At 35.4% G+C, this 25,529-nt stretch carries 27 protein-coding genes and 1 tRNA gene; 14 read left to right on the forward strand and 14 right to left on the reverse strand.

The window, feature by feature from the left end:
* The 5 genes from JO950_RS15885 to JO950_RS15905 all read right to left on the reverse strand — a co-directional run.
* The coding region (locus JO950_RS15885; RefSeq protein WP_202703526.1) for a transposase at positions 1-212 on the reverse strand (212 nt) is incomplete at its 3' end.
* Between the two features lie 145 nt (positions 213-357).
* Entirely contained in the window at positions 358-678 is a 321-nt protein-coding gene (locus JO950_RS15890; protein WP_237732366.1) for a transposase, read from the reverse strand.
* The gene (locus tag JO950_RS15895) at positions 668-1,027 is read right to left on the reverse strand and encodes an SRPBCC domain-containing protein (RefSeq protein ID WP_202703543.1); all 360 of its coding nucleotides are present in this window, start codon (positions 1,025-1,027) and stop codon (positions 668-670) included. Before JO950_RS15895 ends, JO950_RS15890 begins: the two co-directional genes overlap by 11 nt.
* Before the next feature lie 635 nt (positions 1,028-1,662).
* Complete coding sequence (locus JO950_RS15900) at positions 1,663-1,932, reverse strand: hypothetical protein (protein ID WP_202703528.1); 270 nt, start codon at positions 1,930-1,932, stop codon at positions 1,663-1,665.
* A gap of 242 nt (positions 1,933-2,174) precedes the next feature.
* A tRNA-Leu gene (locus JO950_RS15905) sits at positions 2,175-2,254 on the reverse strand.
* 228 nt (positions 2,255-2,482) lie between these two features.
* Between JO950_RS15905 and JO950_RS15910 the strand changes: the two genes are divergently transcribed.
* From JO950_RS15910 to JO950_RS15925, 4 genes are all read left to right on the forward strand, one after another.
* A complete protein-coding gene (locus JO950_RS15910; RefSeq protein WP_017494542.1) occupies positions 2,483-3,424 on the forward strand; it encodes a ribose-phosphate pyrophosphokinase in 942 nt (313 codons plus the stop codon).
* Between the two features lie 129 nt (positions 3,425-3,553).
* Positions 3,554-4,165, forward strand: a complete 612-nt coding sequence (locus JO950_RS15915) for a 50S ribosomal protein L25/general stress protein Ctc (protein WP_202703529.1) — start codon at positions 3,554-3,556, stop codon at positions 4,163-4,165.
* Between the two features lie 525 nt (positions 4,166-4,690).
* Complete coding sequence (gene pth, locus JO950_RS15920) at positions 4,691-5,317, forward strand: aminoacyl-tRNA hydrolase (protein ID WP_202703530.1); 627 nt, start codon at positions 4,691-4,693, stop codon at positions 5,315-5,317.
* A 138-nt stretch (positions 5,318-5,455) separates the two neighbouring features.
* Complete coding sequence (locus tag JO950_RS15925) at positions 5,456-6,064, forward strand: superoxide dismutase (protein WP_202703531.1); 609 nt, start codon at positions 5,456-5,458, stop codon at positions 6,062-6,064.
* Between the two features lie 89 nt (positions 6,065-6,153).
* On the opposite strand, the gene JO950_RS15930 is transcribed toward JO950_RS15925, so the two are convergent.
* The 5 genes from JO950_RS15930 to JO950_RS15950 all read right to left on the reverse strand — a co-directional run bounded on the left by JO950_RS15930 (position 6,154) and on the right by JO950_RS15950 (position 11,311).
* Positions 6,154-6,498 (reverse strand): hypothetical protein, encoded by a 345-nt coding sequence (locus tag JO950_RS15930; protein WP_202703532.1) that lies wholly within the window; start codon positions 6,496-6,498, stop codon positions 6,154-6,156.
* A 701-nt stretch (positions 6,499-7,199) separates the two neighbouring features.
* Positions 7,200-9,098 carry an amidophosphoribosyltransferase gene (locus JO950_RS15935; RefSeq protein ID WP_017494536.1) on the reverse strand — a complete coding sequence of 633 codons (1,899 nt, stop codon included), beginning with the start codon at positions 9,096-9,098 and terminating at the stop codon, positions 7,200-7,202.
* Between the two features lie 82 nt (positions 9,099-9,180).
* On the reverse strand, positions 9,181-10,104 hold the full coding sequence (locus JO950_RS15940) for a PfkB family carbohydrate kinase (protein ID WP_017494535.1): 924 nt from the start codon (positions 10,102-10,104) through the stop codon (positions 9,181-9,183).
* A 240-nt stretch (positions 10,105-10,344) separates the two neighbouring features.
* Positions 10,345-10,740 (reverse strand): hypothetical protein, encoded by a 396-nt coding sequence (locus tag JO950_RS15945; RefSeq protein WP_202703533.1) that lies wholly within the window; start codon positions 10,738-10,740, stop codon positions 10,345-10,347.
* Positions 10,741-10,744: 4 nt separating this feature from the next.
* The gene (locus JO950_RS15950; protein ID WP_202703534.1) at positions 10,745-11,311 is read right to left on the reverse strand and encodes an RNA polymerase sigma factor; all 567 of its coding nucleotides are present in this window, start codon (positions 11,309-11,311) and stop codon (positions 10,745-10,747) included.
* Positions 11,312-11,684: 373 nt separating this feature from the next.
* Between JO950_RS15950 and JO950_RS15955 the strand changes: the two genes are divergently transcribed.
* Positions 11,685-12,032, forward strand: a complete 348-nt coding sequence (locus JO950_RS15955; RefSeq protein WP_026109770.1) for a DUF6249 domain-containing protein — start codon at positions 11,685-11,687, stop codon at positions 12,030-12,032.
* A 67-nt stretch (positions 12,033-12,099) separates the two neighbouring features.
* Here the strand turns inward: JO950_RS15955 and rnhA are convergent, their stop codons facing one another.
* Positions 12,100-12,576 (reverse strand): ribonuclease HI, encoded by a 477-nt coding sequence (rnhA, locus tag JO950_RS15960; RefSeq protein WP_202703535.1) that lies wholly within the window; start codon positions 12,574-12,576, stop codon positions 12,100-12,102.
* 183 nt (positions 12,577-12,759) lie between these two features.
* Positions 12,760-13,323, reverse strand: a complete 564-nt coding sequence (gene purN / locus JO950_RS15965; RefSeq protein ID WP_017496948.1) for a phosphoribosylglycinamide formyltransferase — start codon at positions 13,321-13,323, stop codon at positions 12,760-12,762.
* 175 nt (positions 13,324-13,498) lie between these two features.
* On the opposite strand from purN, the gene JO950_RS15970 reads away from it, so the two are divergent.
* The 6 genes from JO950_RS15970 (at position 13,499) to JO950_RS15995 (ending at position 19,003) form a co-directional block, all read left to right on the forward strand.
* Positions 13,499-13,735 carry an acyl carrier protein gene (locus JO950_RS15970; RefSeq protein WP_007137004.1) on the forward strand — a complete coding sequence of 79 codons (237 nt, stop codon included), beginning with the start codon at positions 13,499-13,501 and terminating at the stop codon, positions 13,733-13,735.
* 243 nt (positions 13,736-13,978) lie between these two features.
* On the forward strand, positions 13,979-15,232 hold the full coding sequence (gene fabF / locus JO950_RS15975) for a beta-ketoacyl-ACP synthase II (protein ID WP_017496946.1): 1,254 nt from the start codon (positions 13,979-13,981) through the stop codon (positions 15,230-15,232).
* A 9-nt stretch (positions 15,233-15,241) separates the two neighbouring features.
* On the forward strand, positions 15,242-15,982 hold the full coding sequence (gene rnc, locus JO950_RS15980; RefSeq protein ID WP_017496945.1) for a ribonuclease III: 741 nt from the start codon (positions 15,242-15,244) through the stop codon (positions 15,980-15,982).
* Between the two features lie 124 nt (positions 15,983-16,106).
* Positions 16,107-16,595: an IPExxxVDY family protein gene (locus JO950_RS15985; RefSeq protein WP_202703536.1), complete on the forward strand. Its 489-nt coding sequence runs from the start codon at positions 16,107-16,109 to the stop codon at positions 16,593-16,595.
* 5 nt (positions 16,596-16,600) lie between these two features.
* The gene (gene pyk / locus JO950_RS15990; protein WP_202703537.1) at positions 16,601-18,034 is read left to right on the forward strand and encodes a pyruvate kinase; all 1,434 of its coding nucleotides are present in this window, start codon (positions 16,601-16,603) and stop codon (positions 18,032-18,034) included.
* 387 nt (positions 18,035-18,421) lie between these two features.
* Entirely contained in the window at positions 18,422-19,003 is a 582-nt protein-coding gene (locus JO950_RS15995; RefSeq protein ID WP_202703538.1) for a DUF4136 domain-containing protein, read from the forward strand.
* 158 nt (positions 19,004-19,161) lie between these two features.
* Here JO950_RS15995 and JO950_RS16000 read toward each other — a convergent pair whose 3' ends face one another.
* Positions 19,162-20,022 (reverse strand): CPBP family intramembrane glutamic endopeptidase, encoded by an 861-nt coding sequence (locus JO950_RS16000; protein ID WP_202703539.1) that lies wholly within the window; start codon positions 20,020-20,022, stop codon positions 19,162-19,164.
* Between the two features lie 79 nt (positions 20,023-20,101).
* Positions 20,102-20,899, reverse strand: a complete 798-nt coding sequence (locus JO950_RS16005; RefSeq protein ID WP_202703540.1) for a helix-turn-helix transcriptional regulator — start codon at positions 20,897-20,899, stop codon at positions 20,102-20,104.
* Between the two features lie 242 nt (positions 20,900-21,141).
* Here JO950_RS16005 and JO950_RS16010 point away from each other — a divergent pair, with 242 nt between their 5' ends.
* The 3 genes from JO950_RS16010 to JO950_RS16020 all read left to right on the forward strand — a co-directional run bounded on the left by JO950_RS16010 (position 21,142) and on the right by JO950_RS16020 (position 25,371).
* Positions 21,142-22,338, forward strand: coding sequence for an aminopeptidase C (locus JO950_RS16010; RefSeq protein ID WP_017496941.1), 1,197 nt, complete (start codon positions 21,142-21,144; stop codon positions 22,336-22,338).
* Between the two features lie 813 nt (positions 22,339-23,151).
* Entirely contained in the window at positions 23,152-23,826 is a 675-nt protein-coding gene (locus JO950_RS16015; RefSeq protein WP_202703541.1) for a hypothetical protein, read from the forward strand.
* Between the two features lie 24 nt (positions 23,827-23,850).
* Complete coding sequence (locus JO950_RS16020) at positions 23,851-25,371, forward strand: hypothetical protein (protein ID WP_202703542.1); 1,521 nt, start codon at positions 23,851-23,853, stop codon at positions 25,369-25,371.
* Positions 25,372-25,529: the final 158 nt, after the last annotated feature.

Consider the following 25,529-nt stretch of genomic DNA (forward strand, 5'->3'; position numbering starts at 1 on the left):
ATGGAATTAGCCATATCGAGCGTTATCTCTTTGACAAAAGATCTTTTCTTGTAATCAATCTTTCTGATGTGTTCTATGACCTGATCTGCTTTAGTTCCGGCAACAATAGCTACCAGGCAACCTTTTTTGCCTTTGAATTTCTTGTTGGTCAGGATAGTATAAAGTTCCCCCTGAGACAAAGCCACCTCGTCAATGGATAAATGAGTACCCATGTTTTCAGGGAAAATCATCCATTGGTGCGCATGTTCGCGTGGAGCCCATGTATTAAATGAGCTTAAATGTTTTTTGTATTGTCTTTGGAGCCTCTTTCCGTTAACTCCGAAAAAGCCTCCAATGGTATGACAATCTGTAGCACTCTTATCTATTAATTTCTTTTAAAAAAGCCGCAAACTCCTGAGTCATGCGAGTTCCTTTAGCAACTAAAGTCCAATCTCTTTTGATGATTTCCCCGTTGGTTTTATTAGTCCAACGACGTCTTTTGATGTGTAAATACACAAATTTACCTCTTAAGGGAAAGTCCTGAATAGTAATCTCATCAAGAAACCCCTTAGAAATCAATTCAAAAGAATTAAACTCTTGTGGAGGTTTTGTTTTTTCTTCAAAATACAGATGCAATACTTCTTCTGTGTTAGTGGTAGAAACTACTTCAAAGTATTCTATTAAAAAATCAGGAAGCATAAATTTTAAAAGCTCTATAGGTGTCATATCTAATTCTTAGATTACAAATTTCTAATTTTATTTTGACATTCCTCCCCAGGTTTTGCTCTTGATCCAAAATACCCGTTCCAATCCATTCCGGATCTGATTCCACACATTCCCACACTATTCTTTTGTCAGGAGACAATTCAACCACTTTCATTCTTGTCACATCCTCATCTCCGAAACCAAACTCATTGACAAAACCCACTTCCGACTTAACGACTAATTCCTCCGTCCAGACAGCTGCCAAACCTTCCTGCGTCGTCAACACCTTATAAACCTCCGCGATAGGCGCTTTAATATAATTGATATGCTCTATTTTTTCCATTTTCACAACTAGATTATTGTTCACATACCCAAAGTTAACAAGTTTTACATCACTACAACACAAGCCGTTATCTCAAAATTCCAAGAACCTTAATTCACCACTTCACCAAAGAACACATCCCTTTACAACATCAATAGACCGCAAACCCACACAAACACAACAAAAAAAAAACCCCGCTATGAGAAGTATTCATTTGCAACGCTGTGCGAATATCCCTGACTTCGCACCCGCAAAGTGATTAAGTTTTCTTGTAGAAGATGTAATTTGGAAATGACCATTAATACATAGAGAATTAAGAAAAGTCAGGAGACTTATACAGGCTTAAAGTTTATTAGAACTAAAGGTTAAAAACGCAAAGTCAGGAGACTTTGCGTAGCTGGAGGTGATTCAGATCCAAAAATCAAGGAATATTTAAAAAATCATATTAAAAATGATCATAAAATTCTTGAAAATAGGCAGTATGAAATTGTAGAAAATATTGAGATAAACGAATTACTAACAAGAATGAAAAGTGAGTAAAGCAAAGAAAACACCCTTTTTAAAAGATAACCTAGAAAACGAGCAACAAAAGAGCTGTCGTATTCGAGCAGCTCTTCATTGTTGTTTGACTTAATTTTTAACTATTCCGATTGGCTTTACATTATCCACGCTCTTAGTATATTCTCAGGGTTATCATTATTGTAATCAATAATCCTTCTATCATACAAACCTTGATCCTCTTTGTATCCTTTCTTTTCTAAATCAGCGATGGAGTTGTTGACTCCAAAATAATAGACAGTATATTGAGGTTTTACCTTATTTAATACAATGATATTATTTCTAATATGTAATTCTCTTTCTTCGCTCAAATTAGCTAATTTTTGAAACAGTTTATTTGTAAAATCTTCTAATAATATTGATATCATGTGTCTGTTAAATTAAATTATTGATATATCTTAATGTCTCTTTTAAGGGATTTCTTGTAATTATATAATCTCCTAGCTGTACAATGTATGTTTTTTGTATTAATTTAAAAAATGAGAAGTGTAGGATTTTGAAAGTTTATTGAAACATGTTTCAGTAACAGGGGGCAATATTCAAATCAAAGATCAAATTCAAAATTTATGAAGCACAAAAAAAGCCCCTTCTTTTCAGAAGGGGCTTTAAGTACCCGGAGCCGGAGTCGAACCGGCACGGTTTCCCACAGGTGTTTGAGACCAGCGCGTCTACCAATTCCGCCATCCGGGCTTAGCAGACGAAAAAACAATCAAGATTTGATTATTTCAACGCAATAGAATAAGTTTATTATGATGTCATAACTGTGCTTATTCCTTTAACACGGTGCAAATGTAAAAAATAAAATTAAAAATTCTAATAAAAATACTTAATTTTTTCCTTTCAGTGTCCAATAAATTTTCTAAATTTGCACCTCGTTAAAACGAAGCACACACAACTAACTACAAAACAACAAATTAAATGTCGCACCTAGAACCAGAAGCTAAAATTTTTGCTTGTTCACAAAGTGTCTATCTTGCAGAAAAAATTGCAGAACAGTACGGAATTCCGTTAGGAAAAGTAACGATGTCGAAGTATAGTGATGGAGAATTCCAACCATCGTACGAAGAATCAATAAGAGGATTACGTGTTTTTATCGTGTGTTCAACTTTCCCATCTGCTGATAATTTGATGGAATTGTTACTCATGATTGATGCAGCGAAACGTGCATCAGCAAGACACATTACAGCTGTCATGCCATATTTTGGTTGGGCAAGACAAGACAGAAAAGATAAACCAAGAGTTCCGATTGGAGCAAAATTAGTAGCTAATTTATTAGATGCTGCCGGAGCGACAAGAGTAATGACAATGGATTTGCACGCAGATCAAATTCAGGGTTTTTTCGAAAAACCGGTAGATCATTTATTTGCATCTACAATCTTTTTACCATACGTAGAAAGTTTAAAGTTAGACAATCTAACCATTGCATCTCCGGATATGGGAGGTTCAAAAAGAGCATATGCTTACTCTAAGTTTCTAGAATCAGATGTAGTAATCTGTTACAAACAAAGAAAAGCAGCCAACGTTATCGACACTATGGAACTAATTGGTGAAGTAAAAGGCCGTAACGTAATATTAGTAGACGACATGATCGATACGGGTGGAACATTAGCTAAAGCCGCAGATTTAATGATCGAAAAAGGAGCATTAAGCGTTAGAGCCATTTGTACACACGCCATTTTATCAGGTGAGGCCTATGAAAAAATTGAAAACTCTAAATTAAGCGAATTAATCGTTACCGATTCTATTCCTTTAAAAAGAGAATCAAAGAAAATAAGAGTCGTGAGTTGTGCACCTCTTTTTGCCGAAGTTATGCACATGGTGCACCACAACAATTCCATCAGTGGAAAATTTATAATGTAAATTTTGGCCGTAAGCTTTAAGCAATAAGCCGTAAGCACTCCAATAGTTACTTTATAAAAAGCTTAAAGCATACAGCTTAAAGCCTATAGCAAATGAAGAATATTTATTAATAACTATATTTTTTTTACAATGAAATCGATTACAATTAAAGGATCAGAAAGAGAAAGCGTGGGCAAAGTGTCAACTAAAGCCTTACGTAATGCTGGAGCGGTTCCTTGCGTGTTATACGGAGGAAATCAGGCAGTACACTTCTCAGCAGACGCTGCAGCGTTCAAAAACTTGGTTTACACTCCAAACGCACACACAGTTGTGATTGAGCTTGGAAAAGGAAAATCATTTACAGCAGTTTTACAAGACATTCAGGTTCACCCTGTTTCTGACAAAATTTTACACATTGACTTCTTCCAATTATTTGATGATAAAGAAATCACAATGGAAGTTCCTGTGAAAATCGTTGGTACATCTAAAGGTGTTCTTGCAGGTGGTGTTTTACGTTTGAACCAACGTAAATTAAAAGTTAAAGCTTTACCAGCAAATCTTCCTGATTTTGTTGAAGCTGACATTACTCCACTTGAAATGGGTAACAAGTTATACGTTACTAAAGTTGGAAAACCAGAGTACAAAGTTATGCACCCAGACAACACAGTAGTTTGTCAGGTAAGAATCTCTCGTGCTGCTATGAAAGCTGCTCAAGAGGCTGCAAAAGCTGCAAAAGCTCCTGCAAAAGGAAAGAAAAAATAATTTTTTTCAATTCAAAATACAAAGCATCAATCGAAAGGTTGGTGCTTTTTTTTTGAGGTTCTGAGATACTAAGGCACTGAGATTCTAAGGTTTTTTTTACTACAGAACGGCTTCGACTCCGCTCAGCCGGACAAACTTAATATTTGTCGAACGTGTCGGGCTGAGCGGAGTCGAAGCCCTCTAAAGCTAATTATCTATTTTTTTTTAGAAGCAGAACATCCCGTTTTCATAAAACGCGACATTCCTGCCATCCGCTATATCTTTTTATCCGCAAAAAAAGCGGCTAAAAAGGATGCCGCTTCTGTCAGGGCTAGCCAGAAGTTTCGTTTTTTTATTAGACAAGAGGCACAAAGGTTCAGAGGCACAAAGTTGCAATGGTTTTTAAACAATCTTATCCGTATAATAAAAAATAATCCGTGTAAATCCATCCAAATTCAAGTCATCAGCGTGCCATTCTTTGCCGTTAAAAGCAAATTATCTAATTAACAAATTGGCACATTCTTCAATTAACCCTATTTTTGTACCATGATAAAATGGATGACAAAACTGTTTTCATCAACACAAAAAGAAGAGAACGCTGATTATATGAAAAAATATTTAATCGTTGGATTAGGCAATATTGGTGCCGAATACGCAAATACACGACACAACATAGGTTTTAAAGTACTTGATTTTTTAGCTAAGAAAGAAGGTCTTTCATTCGAAACCGTAAAAATGGGTGCTTTGGCCGAATATAAATTTAAAGGAAGAACTTTTTTTCTGCTCAAACCAAACACCTATATGAACCTGAGCGGTAAAGCCGTAAAGCACTGGATGGACAAAGAAAACATTCCATTAGAGAATATCCTGGTAATTACAGACGATCTAAACCTCTCTTTTGGAACTATCCGTATCAAACCAAAAGGCAGCGACGGAGGACACAACGGACTTAAAAACATCAATTTAGTTTTAAATACTCAACAATACACCCGCTTTAGATTTGGGATCAGCGATCAATTCAAAAAAGGACAACAGGTAGACTACGTTTTAGGAGATTGGGACGAAGAAGAAAAAGCAAAATTGCCCGAACGTTTAGAAGTCGCTTCAGAGATTATTAAATCTTTTGGTACCGCCGGCTTAGAAAACACGATGACGACTTTCAACGGAAAATAAAGAATTCCAATACGTTAGCATTCCGAAAAACCAATTATCAATTAATTAAATGGAATAATAACGAAATAGTATTTCCAATTCCAAAGTTAAATGTCTAAATTTGGAATAAATAATTATAAATCATAAAATCATAATATCATGGCTTTTGAATTACCTCAATTACCTTATGCATATGATGCATTAGAACCACATATTGATGCCCGTACAATGGAAATTCACCATTCAAAACATCATAATGCTTACACCACAAATCTTAATGCAGCAATCGCCGGAACAGATTTAGAAGGTAAAACTATCGAAAACATCTTAATCAATCTAGATAAATCAAATGCAGCAGTTCGTAACAATGGTGGAGGTTTTTACAACCACAATTTATTCTGGACTGTAATGTCCCCAAATGGCGGTGGATTACCAACAGGTGATTTACTTGCTGCTATCGAAGCTTCTTTTGGAACTTTTGAAGAATTTAAAGCAAAATTTGCTAAAGCCGGTGCTACACAATTTGGTTCAGGATGGGCTTGGTTATGCGTACAAAAAGGTGGAAAATTAGACGTTTGCGGAACTCCAAACCAAGACAATCCATTAATGCCGGAAGTAGGCTGTAATGGGACTCCAATCTTAGGAATGGATGTTTGGGAGCACGCTTACTACCTAAACTACCAAAACAGAAGACCTGATTATATTGAAGCTTTCTTCAACGTAATCAACTGGACGGAAGTTGCAAGAAGATTTGCTTTAGAGAAATAAGAAAATAGAGTAAAGATTATAGAAAAAAGACGAGTGCCAAATGGTACTCGTCTTTTTTTATCGTTTAATTTTCCGTTGAACACTTCAATTTACATAATACTGGATATGACCAACATGTAGATCAGCAGCGCCATAAAAAACAATACCAAGTTAATATTACGCAATTCTTCCTCTTTCTTCATTTGCAAAGCTATGGTTTCAGCAAACATATAAGCAAACCATACTATCGGAGCAAATATACTAAGCAACAGAAATTCAAACTCACTTCTATTACTCAAATCAGGAAGTGACAATAGCAAGAGTGGCCCTCCCGCAATAACGACCAAAATTACAATCCGGACAAGTAAATGTCTGATTCTACTTTTTGCTTTTAGAATTATACCCCTTGAATTTGCATTATCTGTCTCAAAAGACTCATTAAGTTCCTGATTCATTTTTTTTCGAGTTAACCTTGTTCTTCCTTTATTATTCACACAAGAAGCATTAGACTTCTAATTGAGTCCTAATATACCCTAAGAAACAGCAATAAAAAAATTATAAAAAATGAAATATGTGAAAACCAATCTGTTTTATTGTTTGACTTAATTCTGAGTCAGATTAATATTTAGAATCCAACTTTCTTGTCGTTAAAAGCCAATTCTTCTTATAAAGAAGAAAATAGAACAAAGATTATAGACAAAAAAGACGACTACCAAATGGCACTCGTCTTTTTTGTCGTTATATTTCGTCTTTAGTCTATTCTCTTTGTTCTATTCTCTATTCTCTTAAAAAAAGAAAATAAAAAAGGCGGAATCACTTCCACCTTTTTTGCCCCAAATCTACCATAAACTTAACCTACTAATGTTATGGTTCTGTAAAGGTATGGCAGCTATTCGAATGAAAAAAACTTTCTAGACGAATGGCAAATATATCCGATAAAGTGAATGTAATGTCTTACTTTAGAAATACTTGAGTTTATTCCAATAAAAAAGGTGGAATTACTTCCACCCTTTTTGCCCCAAATCTACCATAAACTTAACCTACTAATGTTATGGTATTTCAAAAGTATTGTAGCTTTCCAATTTCACCAAACAAATAAGACGAACGGCAAAAAAAATCGATGAACTACACAATTTAACCTTTTGTTAGTATTTTATTAATACGCTCTCGCGTCTTTTCCTTCGTAAAAATTCATGAAAGCTCTATTAACCACACGGTTCCCACCAGGGGTCGGATAATCTCCCGTAAAGTACCAATCTCCTAAGTTTTTCGGACAAGCAATATGCAAATCTTCTACTTTTTGGAAAATAATTTTTACTTCAGCATTAATTTCAGGAGAGCTTAACATTTCAGCTATTTTATCTGAAATTTCTTCAGGAGTAAACTGATCGTAAATTGCCGTAACGTAGTTTACAACATCCGTATCTACATAATTCTCCTGCGCTTTACATTTCGCATAAACCTCGTCAACAATATGATATAAATTTCTTTCTTTCAACAAAGCCAAAGCCGCTCTAAAAGCCACAAGACCTTCCAGTTTCGCCATATCGATTCCGTAACAGTCAGGATAACGAATTTGTGGTGCCGATGAAACGATTACGATACGTTTAGGCTTTAAACGATCCATCATCTTTATGATACTCATCTTTAAAGTAGTACCACGAACAATACTATCATCAATAATAACCAGATTGTCCGTTGGCTTAATCACTCCGTAAGTAACATCATACACGTGAGCAACTAAATCATCACGACTACTGTCTTCTGTAATAAAGGTTCTTAGTTTAGCATCTTTGATCGCCACTTTCTCTGTACGAATCTTTACAGCCAATAATTCCTGTAAAGTCTCAGCATTAAGCGTATTCCTGTTGGCTAAAATATAATTGTTTTTTCTTTGATTTAAAAAATCCTGAGCCGCTTCAACTAAACCATAAAAGGAGGTTTCAGCTGTATTTGGAATATAAGAAAACACCGTATTATCGGTATCACTGTCAATTGATTCCAAAACAGCAGGTAAAATTAATTTTCCTAAATTTTTACGTTCCTGATAAATTTCAGCGTCACTTCCTCTTGAGAAATAGATTCTTTCGAATGAACATGCTTTTTTAACGGTTGGTTCTAAAATTTGATTCATAGAAACTTTTCCGTTTTTCTTAATGATCAAAGCATTTCCCGGTTCGATTTCCTGCACACTTTCAAAAGGCACATTAAATACGGTTTGAATAACCGGTCTTTCAGAAGCCACAACTACCACTTCATCGTCCTGATAGTAATATGCCGGACGAATTCCTGCAGGATCTCTAAAAACAAAAGCATCACCATGACCTAATAATCCGGCCATTGCATATCCTCCGTCTAAGTTTTTAGCAGAACGGGCTAAAATTTTCGCAATATCCAATCGGTCTGCAATTACCGGAGAAGCCTCTCTCTTAGAATATCCTTCGAGTTTGCAATCCTGATAAAGCTGCATCACTTCTTTGTCTAAAAAGTGTCCGATTTTCTCCATTACAGTAACCGTGTCAGCCATTTCTTTCGGATGCTGACCCAGTTCTACTAAATTTTCGAAAAGCTCTTTAACATTAGTCATGTTAAAGTTCCCTGCCAAAATTAAATTACGGTGCATCCAGTTGCTTTGACGCAGGAATGGATGTACACTTTCAATACTATTCTTTCCGAAAGTTCCGTAGCGAACATGCCCCAGAAACAACTCTCCTATATAAGGTATGTTTGCTTTTTGTTTGGCAACATCGTCTGCATATTCCGGATGAGAACTCATCTCTTCATTAATACGCTCGTTGATTTGCTTGAAAACATCCTGAATGGGCTGTGAATGATTGGAACGAACTCTGCTGATATAACGTTCACCGGGAGCCACATCTAATTTAATGCTTGCAAAACCAGCTCCGTCTTGCCCACGGTTGTGCTGCTTTTCCATCATCAGGTACATTTTTTGTATCCCGTAAAAAGCGGTTCCGTATTTTTCTTTGTAATATTCAAGCGGTTTAAGAAGTCTAACCAAAGCTATACCACATTCGTGTTTTAAAGCGTCGCTCATTGTGTTGTGTATTTTGTGTTGTTGTAAGTTGTGTGTATAAACGTAATAAAAAAGCCCCGTTATTATTCGAGGCTTTTGGGCATTATATTTCTATGTCAAACTGAGTTAACGACTTAAACTGTTGTAATCGAATCGCTACTTCAGCTTTGCTTAAGCTCTCCATCCTTTCTGTTCCAAATTTCTCTACACAGAATGAAGCTAAATTCGAACCGTAGATGATCGCATTCTTCATATTGCCAAATGAAATGTTTTCACTTTGCGCAATGAATCCTGAGAAACCACCTGCGAAAGTGTCTCCTGCTCCTGTTGGATCAAAAACATCTTCTAATGGTAATGCCGGAGCAAAGAATACTTCTCTGTTGTGGAATAAAAGTGCACCGTGCTCTCCTTTTTTGATTACCACATATTTTGGTCCCAATTCCTGGATTTTCGCTGCAGCTTTTACTAATGAATATTCTCCTGAAAGCTGTCTTGCCTCTTCATCGTTGATCGTGATTACGTCAACACGTTTGATCACGTCTAATAATTCAGGCAAAGCACAGTCCATCCAGAAGTTCATAGTATCTAAAACTACTAATTTTGGTTTTTTCTCTAACTGATCCAAAACACTGCTTTGTACTAATGGGTGTAAGTTTCCTAACATCACCACATCGGCATCTTTATAGTTTTGAGGAACTTTTGGTTGAAAATCAGCCAAAACATTAAGTTCTGTTACTAAAGTATCTCTGGAATTTAGATCGTTGTGGTACAAACCGCTCCAAAAAAATGTTTTACCGCCTTTTACAATTTCGATACCTGAGATATCAATATTTTTTGAAGTCAATAAATCCAAATGTTCTTGAGGGAAATCGTCTCCAACTACAGAAACAATAGCCGATTGCAGGTTGAAAAAAGATGCTGATAAACCAATGTAAGTCGCAGCACCACCTAATATTTTATCTGTTTTTCCGAAAGGAGTTTCAATCGCGTCGAAAGCAACCGTTCCAACAATCAATAATTTATTCATTTTATGAATTTCGAATTAGGGTGCAAAGATACTTCATAAGTTACAATATTGCAACGGTTTAGGTTCTCAAAATTTTCATAAATAAACAAGAGTGTTTTTCAACACAAAACAATTGTAAATGAAATACTTACACCATAATATTTTAGGAAGTCAAAATATGTTTTACAGATTTAAAATACAAGATTTATTTTTACGAAATACTTTTGAAGCTTTTACTGATTTACAACGCTAAGACCTGTTTTATACCTGATATTTTTTATCAAAATAATTTTTCAAAACCCCAACCTGAATCAAAACCATAAAAGGAACCACTAAAATCGCATATAAAACATTTTTAGATAAATGTATTCCTAAAAACAGCGTCGAAATCTTATCCGCATATAATTTTCCAATTTCCAGATTATTGTCGGTTCCGCCAAAGAATACTGCGTAAACCATTAAAGCAATCAAACCTAAGCCAATCACAAACCAGATCGATTTAGAAATCAGAGGTTTATACACTTTGGCACCACTCTTTTCAGCTACCTGAATCTGAGCCATTATTTTTGAGGTAAAATCAATTGAAGGCGATTCCAAAGTGGTTTCGCTCATCATTTTATCAATAAGGTTTTCTATGTTTTTATCGCTCTCTTTCATCACATTACACTATTTCAGGTTCTAATTGCTTTTTTAAAATTACGGCTAATTTTTGCCGGCTTCTGTATAATTTCACCTTAACATTATTGGCTGTAATTCCCATAACTTTTCCAATTTCTTCTAAACTTTGATCTTCGAAATAAAATAAAGTCAATAAAAAATTTTCTTCTGCCGGCAGCAAATTCAAACAGTTCTGAATCGTTTGCTTTCGTTCTTTATCTTCTAAAGCACTCAAAGCATTGTCCATTGTCTTAATTAAATGTGCCGAAAATTCATCTATCGAAATATTCAGATCTTCTTTTTTATTTTTCTTCAAACGATCCAGACACGTATTATAAGCTACTTTGTAAACCCAGGTCGAAAATTTCGAATCTCCTTTAAATTTACTCAACGAATTATAAATTTTAATAAAAGTGTCCTGCGAAACTTCTTCAGCCTCTTCTCTGTTTTTAACCATCTGAAGCGCCAGAGTAAAGATCATATTCTTATAACGATCCACTAGCACGGCAAACGCATTGGTCTCACCCTGCAGAATTTTATCGATATAATGTTGATCCGGTATTGTACTCATATTATATAGGACGACAGTTTATTATTGCAGGTTACAAGAATTTTAAAATAAATCTCAAAAAATAAATTTCCAATCTCAAATTACAAAATCCAAGTTTCAGGTTTCAAGTTTCAAGTTTCAAGTTTCAGGTTTCAAGTTTTAGGTTTCAAGTTTTAGGTTTCAAGTTTCAGGTTTCAAGTTTCAAGTTTCAAGTTCTAAAATCTGATTATTGAATACATTAGCGCTTTGTCAAAGTTTCGATATTCAAAATTAACTCATAATCAGCATGTTTTGGAATTTGGAATTTAAAAATTGAAATTTTTAACCAAAAGTTGTAACCTAAATTTTAAAGCTGTCGTCCTATGGAGTATCAATCAATTAAACAATAAAAAATATGGGACCAGAAATTTTAGTACCAATAAGCCTGTTTCTAATGATCTTCGGGATTATTTATCTTATTTATTCCACCAGAAACAGAGAGCGTTTAGCACTTATCGAAAAAGGCGTTGACGCCAGCATCTTTTTAAAAGGAAGCGGAAAAGGCGTTCCAACCTGGAAGGTTCTTGTTTTAAACTTGGCCTTTCTGTTAATAGGAAGCGGGGTTGGGATTTTTGTTGCCTTACTGATTACAACTTATACTTCGCTGGAAGATTCAGCAGTGTACCCGTCTATTATTTTTATTATGGCAGGAGTTGGTTTGCTTGCCGGATTCAGCAAAGCAAAAGACTTAGACAAAGAGTAAAAACATTAAACAGTACTTTAACAACAAGGATAACGCGTCGGAACAATTGTTTCCGACGCGTTATTTTTTATGATTTTGAACCTATGGTTTCGTAGTAAACGTCTACCGAAAGTTTTTTTTGCATCGATGCCATAACAGCCAACTCATCACAACGCTCGTTCTGTGGATGATTGTTATGCCCTTTAATCCATTTAAAATCGACCTGATGTTTACGGTAAATAATCAGGAAGCGTTTCCATAAATCCGGGTTTTTCTTACCGACATAGTTTTTTTTCTCCCAGCCAAAGACCCATTTCTTTACCACAGAATCGATAACATATTTAGAATCTGAAACTACCAGAACCTTCATACTGGGCTTTTTTAGCTTTTCAAGCCCCACAATTACAGCTAAAAGCTCCATTCGATTATTAGTAGTAAGGCGAAACCCTTCATAGAATTCTTTCTTATGCGGAGTTCCAACCAATTCCATCACCACTCCGTACCCCCCGTTTCCGGGATTTCCTTTTGCAGCACCATCTGTATATATATGTACTTCGTGACTCATTTTTTTTTAGACTTCTTAGATTTTAGATTTTTAGATTGTTAGACTATTGGATTGTTAGATTGTCGGACTATTGGATTGTCGGACTATTGGATTGTTAGACTTCCTTGATTTAGCAAAACCTAAAAAACATTAAGCATAAAAAAAGAAATCTAAGAAGTCTAAAAATCCAGCAATCTAAGAAATCTAAGCTTCTAATAATCTGGAAATAATTTCAGGAAAATACTTTTGTTCGAGTTCATGAATCTTTTCAGCCACAGTTTCCGGGGTATCTTCTTCGGTTAAGGCCACACTTTTCTGAAAAATGATACCACCTTCGTCATAGTTTTCATTTACAAAATGAATAGAGATTCCGGTTTCTTTTTCTTTATTATCCACTACAGCCCTGTGTATGTGCATTCCATACATTCCTTTGCCCCCGTAGTTAGGCAAAAGTGCAGGATGAATGTTTATTATTTGATCGGGATATTGTTCTATTATGTTCTCTGGAAATTTCAACAAGAAACCTGCAAGAACTATCAGATCCGGACCTATTTCTTGTATTTTTTGTAATACATTTCGCTCCAAAAGTTCGTTTTTGGAGAAGATTTCGACTGGAATTTGATGATTTTTTGCTCTTTCTATAACTTTTGCCGAAGCGTTATTTGTAAAAACCGAAACGACCTTTGCAATTTTCGTTCTCGCAAAATACTTTATAATGTTTTCAGCATTAGTTCCTGATCCTGAGGCAAAAACAATAATTTTTTTCATAATCCAATTTATTTTTAGACTGCAAAAAACGGAATAAAAATCGAAAATAAATAGTCTTAAAAAGTCTTTCTTGAAATTAATTTTATAAATTAGTGTTACATTTATAAACTAAATAGTTGTTTTAAAATAAAGTTTTTTATTTTTGCCAACAAATTAAATTCTAAAATTAAAGATTATGTCAGACATTGCATCAAGAGTAAAAGCGATTATCGTAGACAAATTAGGTGTTGACGAAAACGAAGTTGTAACAGAAGCAAGCTTCACTAATGATTTAGGAGCTGACTCATTAGACACTGTTGAGCTTATTATGGAATTCGAAAAAGAATTTGATATTCAAATTCCAGACGATCAAGCAGAAAACATTGCTACTGTTGGTCAAGCTATTTCTTATATCGAAGAAGCTAAAAAATAATAATACCACACCCGATTTCTAAAAATCCCCATTTTTTGAAATTCCAAACTCCAGTTATTGGTATTTGTTTTTTAAAATTTGAAATTTTTAAGGATCGGGTGTTATTATTTTTTCTCAAAATTAAATTTCGATTGATTTTCAATCAAAAAGATATATTTATATTGTAATGCCCATGGCTCTTAAGTAAACAGTACAGTTAAGAAAGCGTGGGTTTTATTTGTTTAAAGTACAAAATACATATTTATGGCATTAAGGCGAGTTGTTGTAACAGGATTAGGTGCACTTACTCCTATCGGGAATAATATCCAGGAATATTGGAATGCACTTGTGAATGGAGTTAGCGGAGCCGCTCCTATCACATATTATGATACAGAGAAGCATAAAACGAAATTTGCCTGTGAAGTAAAAAACTTCAATATTGAAGATTTTATGGATCGTAAAGAATCTCGTAGATTAGATAAATTCGCTCAATATGCAGTTGCTGCCAGCGATGAAGCTATTAAAGATGCCGGACTTACTAATGATAATATAGACAAAACAAGAGTTGGTGTTATCTGGGGAGCAGGAATTGGAGGTTTGGAAACTTTCCAGGAAGAAGTAATTTATTATGCTAAAGGAGACGGAACACCAAAATTCAATCCGTTTTTTATTCCTAAAATGATTGCCGATATAGCACCTGCACACATTTCGATGCGTAACGGATATATGGGACCAAATTATACCACTGTTTCTGCATGTGCCTCTTCTGCAAATGCTTTAATTGATGCTTTCAACTACATTCGTTTAGGAATGTGTGATGTTATTGTATCAGGTGGTTCAGAAGCTGCCATTACCATTGCTGGTATGGGAGGTTTTAACTCGATGCACGCTTTATCGACAAGAAACGAGAGCCCCGAAACAGCTTCAAGACCTTTTGACGGAACCAGAGATGGTTTTGTATTAGGAGAAGGAGCCGGAGCATTAGTTCTTGAAGATTACGAACATGCAAAAGCTAGAGGAGCAAAAATTTACTGTGAAATTGGCGGTGGCGGTATGTCATCTGATGCTTACCACTTAACAGCACCACATCCGGAAGGAATTGGGGTTATTGCAGTAATGAAAAATACTTTAAGAGATGCCGGAATGAATCCTGAAGATGTGGATCACATCAACACTCACGGAACTTCTACTCCTCTTGGAGACGTAGCGGAATTAAAAGCAATTAGTGCTGTTTTTGGAGATCATGCAAAAACAATCAATATTAACTCTACAAAATCAATGACAGGTCACTTACTGGGTGCTGCCGGAGCTATTGAAGCGATTGCTTCTATTCTGGCTATGCAACACGGAATTGTACCTCCAACGATTAATCATACTGTAGTGGATGAAAACATTGATCCTTCATTGAATCTTACCTTAAACAAACCTCAAAAAAGAGAGGTAAATGTTGCTATGAGTAACACTTTTGGTTTTGGTGGACACAATGCTTGCGTATTGTTTAAAAAATTAGTGGACTAATTTCTGCATATGAATATTATCAAAAAAATATTTTCTAAATCCCGTTCTCAAGAAGACGGGATTTTTTTTGACACTATTCAGAAAATACTTGGATTTCAGCCTGTTTCTATCGATTTTTATAAGAAAGCATTTACACATCGCTCTTCCAATAAATTAGACGAATCAGGACATCCGATTAATTACGAACGTTTGGAGTTTTTAGGAGACGCAATGTTAAGTGCCGTTATCGCAGCACATTTGTTTAATAAAGCCCCCAAAGGCGACGAAGGTTACCTTACCAAAATGCGCTCGAAAATTGTGAGCCGCGAACATTTGAATGAATTGGGCAAAGACCTCAATCTCGTTCGATTTGTAGAAAGCAAAGTTCCTATTCAGCATTTTGGCGAAAATATTCATGGTAATATTTTTGAATCCCTTATTGGAGCTATTTATCTGGATAAAGGATATTCGTTTTGCGAAAAATTTATTCAAAAAAGAGTGATCACTCCTTATGTCGATATAGCACGACTTGAAGGAAAAGTAATTAGCTATAAAAGTTTGGTTATCGAATGGTGTCAGAAAGAAAAAAGAATCTTTCATTACGACATTTTTGAAGATAACGGCATTGATGGCCAACGTTTGTTTGGCGTAAAATTAAGCATAGACGATAAAGTCATTGCAAGAGCAAGAGCAACCTCAAAAAAGAAAGCAGAAGAAAAAGCCTCACAAAGGGCATATTTTGCATTTCAGGAAAAAATAGACAAGAAATAGCTACAAAACACTTGTAACTATCTTAAAGCTATAACGTTTTCGTTTATAATTTAACAAAAACATACACTTCTTAACTATTGATGCTCCGTTAGAAATAGTATATTTACACTTTATTTTTCATGACATGGCTATTCATAGATTGGATTTAGACGAATTTGACGAAATTGATTATTATTTAATGGCAATTCACACTTCATTAGAAGATTACAGATTGGCCTATTTTATCAATAAAAACCTTCCGATAAACTTAAGTAAGAGCAAAAACGAGATCCATGCTCAGACTAAAGAAGGCGAGGCAAATTTTTCGAGATTTTATTATTATGACTCCGAAAAAGCAGTTTCATGGAATCTGATTCAGAATAAAAATGAGATCATTTCAGTGAGTAAAAATGATTCTCAAGATTTGTTTTCCAATGAAACAAGTGAGGTTTCAACAACAATTCATTTACTTCCTGAATTCAAAAAAGTAGATTTTTTCCTGAAAATTGACAATAGCGAAGAAGCTATTGACTTTTCAGAAATTCAACAACAATTAAACAAAATAGAAAGTATTGCAGCAATTTATGCTGTAGATACTGACAAGATAAAATCAAAAAACAATCTAATTTTTTAAAAAAAATGCTAAAAACAAACAAAAAAACCAAAATTGTTGCTACACTTGGGCCTGCATGTAGTACGAGGGAGATTATCAAGGATATGATCGAAGCAGGGGTTAATGTGTTTAGAATCAATTTTTCGCATGCTGATTACGAAGGAGTAAAAGATAAAATTAATATTATTAGAGGTCTTAATGAAGAGTTTGGTTACACTACTGCAATCTTAGGTGATTTACAGGGTCCAAAACTTAGAGTTGGGGTAATGGAGGAAGGAACAGTAGTAAATGACGGTGATGTTATTACTTTTACAACTGCTGAAGATATCATAGGAAACGCTCAGAAAGTGTTCATGAAATATCAAAATTTCCCAAATGATGTTAATCCGGGAGAACGTATTTTATTGGATGACGGTAAATTAATCTTCGAAATTCTTACCACAGACAAAAAAACAGAAGTTACCGCTAAAGTAATTCAGGGAGGAGAATTAAAATCTAAAAAAGGAGTTAATCTTCCAAATACTAAAATTTCTTTACCGGCTTTAACAGAAAAAGATATTGCTGATGCGATTTTCGCGATCGAACAAAAAGTAGACTGGATTGCACTTTCGTTTGTAAAAACACCTCGTGATTTACAAGATCTTCAAGAATTAATCGCCAAACATTCAGAACATAAAATTCCGATCGTAGCTAAAATTGAAATGCCGGAAGCTCTTGAGAACATGGATAAAATTGTAGCGTATTGTGATGCCTTAATGGTAGCCCGTGGAGATTTAGGGGTTGAACTTCCTGCTCACGAAGTACCATTGGTACAAAAAGACCTGATCCACAGAGCAAAAACGGCAAGAATTCCGGTTATCGTTGCAACACAAATGATGGAAACAATGATTACCAGTTTAACACCTACAAGAGCTGAAGTAAACGACGTTGCTAACTCGGTAATGGATGGAGCTGATGCCGTAATGTTGTCAGGTGAAACGGCTACAGGAAACTATCCGGTACAGGTTATCCAAAAAATGACACAAATTTGCGAGGCAGTTGAAGACTCTCCGCTTATTCAGGTTCCGCAAAACACACCACAAATTAAAACAAAACGTTTTGTTACTAAAACAGTTTGTCATCAGGCAGCTTTATTGGCTAATGAAATCAAAGCAAAAGCAATTTGTACTTTGACAAATAGTGGCTATACTGCTTTCCAGATTTCAGCCTGGAGACCATCTGCACATATTCTAGTATTTACTTCAAACAGAAGAATCTTAACACAATTGAATTTGTTATGGGGAGTAAGATCTTACTTCTATGACAAAGACGAAAGCACAGATGATACTGTAACTGATGTTAACGAAATCGCAAGAGAAAAAGGATATGTTGTAAAAGGAGATTATTTAATCAATCTTGCAGCAATGCCAATTAAAGAAAAAGGAATGGTAAACACCATGAGAGTTTCTGAAATAGAATAGTTTACTTTTTTTAAGTTTACATAGAAAGCCATTCGATAATCGAATGGCTTTTTTTATTCCCGCATTTTAGTACCTATTGTATGCTCAATATAGCTCAATTGCATTTTACTATTTTCCTATTACATCGGCATTATATCAGAAAACATTGGGCTAAAACAGGAGTAAAATTGATATAATTCCCTCTTTTCATCAAAAGCAAAGACCTCGCACATTATGCTATTTAAATAAAATCGTTTATCTTTGATAGAGAAGCAATTAATTGAATTATAACAACTTACCACAAACGCCAATATTTATTTAATACAACTTTACCTATACTCAGGATTTAATCAATATTTTAATAATTTCTAATTTAACTAATTTAATCATTAATTTAAATACCAAAAGATGAATATTAAAAGAAAGAATCTTCGTATAATCCCATTGTTTTTATTGGGTTTACTGTACAGCTGCTCCCCAACTGTAAGAGTTACCACCGATTACGATCGCAGCACTAATTTCGGCGAGTATAAAACTTTTGCCGTTTACGACTTAAAAGAACAGGAAGGTCAGATTAGTCAATTAAACGTTGATCGTGTTACAAAAGCCATCCGCAGCGAAATGTTGAGTAAAGGTTTTACAGAAACTACAGCTAGCCCGGATCTAAAAATCAATGCCATATCAATCTTAAAAAACAAAACTGAGGTATCGGCAAACACTGACTTCTATGGTTATGGTGGCATGTATCGTCCATATGGATATTGGGGTAGAGGTGCCATGATGGGAGGTGCCAATACCTTCGTCAACACCTATGATTATGTCGATGGCTCTCTAATCATCGATATTGTATCAACGAAAACAAAAAAACTGATATGGCAAGGAATAGGTAATGCTAAAATAGACAGCCAACCTAACAATCCGGAAGAGTTTATTGCATCATCTGTCAAAAAAATCCTGGCAGGATTTCCTCCCGGATTAACAAAAAAATAGGTTTGCAACTCCAAAAAGCAAGCACTAAAATACGCAACAGATCTGTTACCCCAGTATCGTAACCAAAGCCGATCTAAGATGAAATTAAAAAAATTCCCGACTTAATCAGGTCGGGAATTTGTATTGCTGTATGAATACGTGAAATTAGCAACTAAAAATTATTTAATCCAGTAAGGCTTTATAATTTTACGCTCTTTATGGCACAATGCCAATAAGATAATAGTCGCAATAAGACAAAAGAATGTTGCCTGAATACTCCCTTCGGGACCAAATTCTCCTCCGGTTATCAATACTGAGCCTTGTATTTTGCTCACGATTAAACTACTCGTTTTTTCGTTTCCAGATGTAATTGCCCCGTAAATGCCTGATTGTGTAAAATTCCAGGCAAAATGTAACGCAATCGGAAACCATAAACTACGACTGTAAATAAAAGCGGTGCCAAATAAAAAACCTGCCGTAGTTATGCATAAGCCTGAAAGAAAGCTACCGTGCGGATTTGCAAGATGAAAAACACCAAATAGTATGGAGGAAATTGTAAGCGAAATATAACTCCCCAGTTTTTCCTCCATAATTCTAAATATAATACCACGTACTAATATTTCCTCAATAATAGCAACAGTAAACATAATAGAAAACGGAATGAGGATAAACGAAACCGGGTTGATACTTACAACACTATAACTTCCGTTGAGATAAATCACCAAAATAGTGAGTGATTGTAAAGTAAAACCGATTGCAGTTCCAATAAACAGATTTCTTAAAAGCCCTTTTACTGCTAATTCTTTTATTGTTCTTTTATCATACTTTTTAAAAAAAAGGATATAACTAAAAATACATGATGCCGAAACAAAAAGCCCTTTTAAAAGATTTCGATACTCTTTATCGAGTGGAGTTAATGCCAGTAATTTTGCTGCTATTTGCTGACCAATAATAACAACTGCCATAAAAGTAAGTAAGGCAAGAATAATTTTGGTTATGGGAGAATTAAACGTTTTTTGTTTTAAAGTAAGCGTTTCCATTTTTATTTGGTTTAATGATTTATGATGTAGCAAAAGTAGCAGGCATCAAAACCAAAAAATAGAATGAAATTTGCCTTCGTTATAATTTTTGAAATTGTTTGGGTAAAAATCCGGTTTGATTTTTAAAGGTTCTAATAAAGTGACTTTGGTCTGAAAAACCACATTGAAAACCAATTTCGGTTAGATTCGTTTGATTAGATTGTATAAGCGAAAGCGAACGATCTATTTTAATTCGGCGCATATATTCTCCTAAAGTACAGCCAAAGTATTTAGGAAAATGTTTCGAAATCGTAATGGGGTTTAAATTTAAAATCTGTCCCAGATTGTGCAGACTTGGATTCTCGTTCCAGCAATCATTTAATAATTCGTTTAAGCTTTTTACCCAAAACGGACTTTTTTCAAATTGGTCCAAATGGTTATTATCTTTGGATAATTGAGCAAACAACATCGTAATGGTATCTCCGGAAAAAGCATCAGCAATCTGAGATTCTTTAAAAATCTTCAGGATTAAAAATTTAGACAGTGTCGTATTCTGAACTGATCTTTCGATAATAGCTTCTGTTAACTGAAGTTCTTTCAACAGATTTTCTTCAATTTCAATATTAATGTTTTTAGACGGAAACAGCGTCTCCTGATTCAGATGCAGTTCATCACTATGGTAAAACAATAACGATCCCGGGCCAACAATAGTACTGGAGTTTTTTCGCTTTTCGGCCGTTCCTCCTTTTAAAAAAAGAGTAATGTGCGCATTATTGTGCGAATGCCAGCCTTCATAAACTTTACTTTTATATTCAGTTTCAACAACAGCAATCCCTTGCGTATTGCTAAAAATGTTTTTGGTGTTTCCCAGATATTTCTCTTTTTCGAGCTCGTACATTTTGTAATATAAAGTGTAATTACAAGAACCAAAATACTACATATTTTGGAGAAACAAATCGTCATTTGGATTTGTTTCTAAAACAGTCTCTCATTTTGCATTGTTTGTAGGTTTTTCTAGCTTAAAAAAAACATTTTGTAAAAATTAACGATTACAGGTTAGTTTTATTAGCTAAAATTTAATTGTTTTGTAACAAATTAGAAACACGAGAGACTAATTTATCAAAATCTTAAACATAAATTATGAATACATTTTCATTCAAATCAGTACTGGCAGCTTCTGTATTTTTTGTTGGGGCAACCGGATGTTTTGCACAGGACATTTTAGTGAATTCACTAAAACTGAATGCAAGCGAAAAAAGTAAAGAAAACTTTAAATTCACTGAAGTTATTAATCTTGGAACTACCTCAGTAAAAGCTCAGGGTTCATCAGGAACTTGCTGGAGTTATTCGACCAACTCTTTCTTAGAATCAGAAATGATTCGTTTAGGAAAACAACCGGTTGAATTGTCTCAGATTTTTTCGGCAAGAAACGTTTATGTTGAAAAAGGAATCAATTACGTACGTATGCACGGAGCTGTTAGCTTAGGCGACGGTGGTGCATTACACGATGTAATTAATATGTACAAAAAATACGGAACTGTACCAAGAGAAGTTTACACAGGATTAAACTACGGAACCGACAAAAATAAATTTGGCGAAATGGCCGCTCTTATCGAAGGAGTTTTGGCTGCTGTAGTGAAAAATCCAAACGGAGAATTAACGCCAAACTGGCAAAAAGCATACGCTGCTGTTATCGACTCTTATTTAGGAAAAACACCGGATAACTTTACTTACAAAGGAAAAAACTATACTCCGCAATCTTTTGCTAAAGAGGTAGTAGGAATTAATCCTGATGAGTATATCGAAATGTCATCTTTCACAACTTCTCCGTACTACCAAAAAACAACTATGATGGTACCGGACAACTGGTCATTTGATCAGGTTTACAACGTAAAAGTAAACGACATGACAGATGTTATCGACAATGCTTTGAAAAAAGGATACACGGTAGCATGGGCAACTGACGTAAGTGAGAAAAGCTTTAGCTGGAAAAATGGTGTAGCTTATGTGGCTACTAAAAAATTCGACGATATGACGGCTGAAGAAAAAGCAGACATGTTCAACGGACCAAAAGCGGAACCGGAAATCACACCGGAAATGCGTCAAACAGCATTTGACAACTACACTACAACAGATGATCACGGAATGCACATCATTGGTTTAGCCAAAGATCAAACCGGAAAAGAATATTACATCGTTAAAAATTCATGGGGAGAAACAAACGACTACAAAGGTTTCTTGTTTGTAACTAAGAATTTTGTAAAATACAAAACAACTGCCTTAATGGTAAACAAAGGAGGAATTCCTTCTGATCTTGCTAAGAAATTAGGGGTTTAATTACCTGGGAATTTTAAATAATAAAGAAGCGCTGCAATGAAAATTGTGGCGCTTTTTTATTTTAACCGCAAAGAACGCAAAGGTTTATGCAAGGAACGCAGAAACATCTTATCAGTAACCAATATCAAAATGCTGTGTCCAAATTAGCATTACAAAAATGGAACGCAGATTACGCAGATTCGCTTTGCGAAAACGCTAATAAAAACGGATTTCTCAGAAGTTAACCAATAATAAAAAAAATCCGTGCTGATCCGTGTTTTCGTGAAACGAATCCGTATAATCCGTGGGCTATTTTTTACCGCAAAGGGCGCAAAGGTATACGCAAGGAACTCAGAAACATCTTATCAGTAACCAATATCAAAATGCTGTATCCAAATTAGCATTACAAAAATGGAACGCGGATTACGCAGATTCGTTTCACAAAAACGCTGACAAAAACGGATTTCTCAGAAGTTAACCAATAATAAAAAAAACCCGTGCTAATCCGCGTTTTCGCAAAGCGAATCCGTATAATCCGTGGGCTATTTTTTACCGCAAAGGGCGCAAAGGTATACGCAAGGAACTCAGAAACCTTTTATCGGTAACCAATAATAAAAATCCGCGCTGATCCGTACAATCCGCGGGCTATTTTTTAACCGCAAAGACCGCAAAGGTTTACGCAAAGAACGTTAAGCGCTATTTTTTTGTCTAAATCAGGTATAAGTACTTGGATGAGTTGTTTTTAGTATCCATAAATTCGTCTTGCTTAAGCAATTAAGAGGCGTCTCCCGAAAAGCCTAAACAGAGTAGGACAATCAAATCAACTATTAAAACATGTCAACATCACAAGTAATTACAGTACCTATTACAGAGCAACAACATCTGCTATTTTTATTTCTTCCGTTAAAAAAAGGCCTTTTGGCAGAGGCTATAAAAGCTGCTCAGCTAATTAGAGAAGCTGCAGCTCCTGCAACAGCTCCAAACGGAGATCTCCGCAAAACAACCGGTGTTCATTATTTTACAATTTATGCACAAGAAGACGGAAAATCTACTCCGGGAATTCCGGTTCCGGGATTTCAATCTTTTCCGGGAAAAGACGTAATGGTGGTAATGTCAATCTACGACGGACAATTTGATGCTTATATCAATGCTTTTTTTGAAATTGAAGCCGTTGTAAATGGCTTAAATGGTCTGTTGCATTTAATAGATGAAACAGGAATTCCTGGCGTAGACCCGGACGGACCAACCTCAGCAAAACATATCATAAAAAAGAAAGGAGTTAAAAAAAATGCAGCAGCATTCTTTTGTTTCCTGATGCGTTATAATTTTGGAGATCCTGTTTTTTCTGCCGGCGATAAAAACGGAAAATATACTTTTGGTACCAATTTCCCGGGTCTTACAGTCGCCAAGATTATTGATAAATATCCAAAAGCCAGCGAAATATGGCCACCGGCTCCAAGTGATGTCACTTATAGTTTTCCAAAAGCCCAAAAACCAGATTGCAAATAATTCCTAATCTTATTGTGATAAAAGATGAGCAATTCAAATCAGGCGGAGATGAATGATGTGCAGGGATTAATACTCAAAGGGTATAATTTCCCGCATATCAGGTACATTATTCTAAGCATAAGAGACGTTAAAGGAGCAAAAAAATTCTGTGCCGGTCTTGCTTCACAAAATAGTACCACAGGTTTGCATATTACCACTGCTGAACCTTGGGAAAATATGATTAAACCTGATTATTGTCTGAATATCGGGTTTACGTATTGGGGTTTGGAAAAACTCATAGGAACAGTCAATTGCGACGAAATAAATGATGATTCAAGTGCCGAAGTCTTTGCTTCGTTTAAAAAAGGAGCTATAGCTGACGCAACCGAAATGGGAGACACAGACGAAAGTGCTCCGGCTAACTGGTGGAAAAACGGAGGCTGGATACCAAAGCAAAAACCGAAACCGGACGGCAGTGATCTTCATATTCAATTAACGCTTTTTACTTTAACGCCCAAAAACAGAGAAAAATATTATGCCGATTTGTTGCAAATGATTCCCAAAGCAGCATCGGGAGGAGCATCAGTAATTCCGGTCTACTATCAGGATTCAGATCCTATAACGGTCGATGGTAATTCAGATTATGTACATTTTGGTTATCGGGACAGTTTATCTCAGCCGCGTATTGATGATATTGTATGGAACAAACCCAAACTAAAAAAATTAATGGGAATAAGCAGTATCGACGACAGACCAAAAGTTCCGCTGGATCGTTTTGTAATAAGTTCGGATGCCGATGATTATAATGCACATCCCCTTTTGGTAAACGGTTCCTTTGCGGCATTTAGATTATTGTATCAGGATGAAGCGAAGTTCAACAAATTCATTCATTCAGACCCTAAAACGTCACCCGAATTAATGGCCGCCAAAATGTGCGGACGCTGGCGCGATGGTACGCCTCTTGTGGTCTCTCCTGACAAAGAAGATAAAACTCTGGGAGAACCAAGTTCTAAAAATTTCAATTTTACGAACTTCAATTATTTAACACCAAGTCCCAACCAACATGGCGATCAAAGCAGTGACGAAGACGGGTTAAAGTGTCCTTATGCAGCACATATACGAAGAGCAAACCCGCGGGACGATTTTAATGTGACCGGAAACAGTAACAATGCAGAAACCCATAGAATTGTAAGACGCGCTTCGCCTTATGGTCCCGTATACGATCCTAATGAAAAAGCCGGCATACAAAGAGGACTCGTTGGACTGTTTATCGGAGCTGTTCTCGATTTTCAATTTCGCTTCGTTACTAAACTCTGGTTAGAAATGGGTGGTTTCAGAAACCCCGATGATTCTCCAAATTACAGCGGTGTTGATCCTCTATTTGGTCCGCAGGTTTCAGATACCAATCCCTATGATTCCATTTTTGCTTTCAATAAAAATGGTACCTATAACGAAGTTCCTGGTCTGACCCGTTTCATTCGTACTGATGGAAGTTTGTATTTGTTTTTACCGGGAATTACTGGTTTAAAATATATTGCAGAAGGAAAAATTCCGCCGTCATCATAAATTGAGAATTCCTTTTGATATAGTTAAGAACTAAAGAGTTTATTCTTTTTATGAAATAGATAAAGCGCTGCAAATTTGTATAGCGCTTTTTCTATTAATACGCAGGTTATTTTTCAATAGTTTTAGCTATAAAATCATTTAGATAAAGTGTATATTTG

Origin of the sequence: Flavobacterium sp. UGB4466 (genome assembly GCF_903469665.1) — a bacterium.
GTDB lineage: Bacteria > Bacteroidota > Bacteroidia > Flavobacteriales > Flavobacteriaceae > Flavobacterium > Flavobacterium lipolyticum.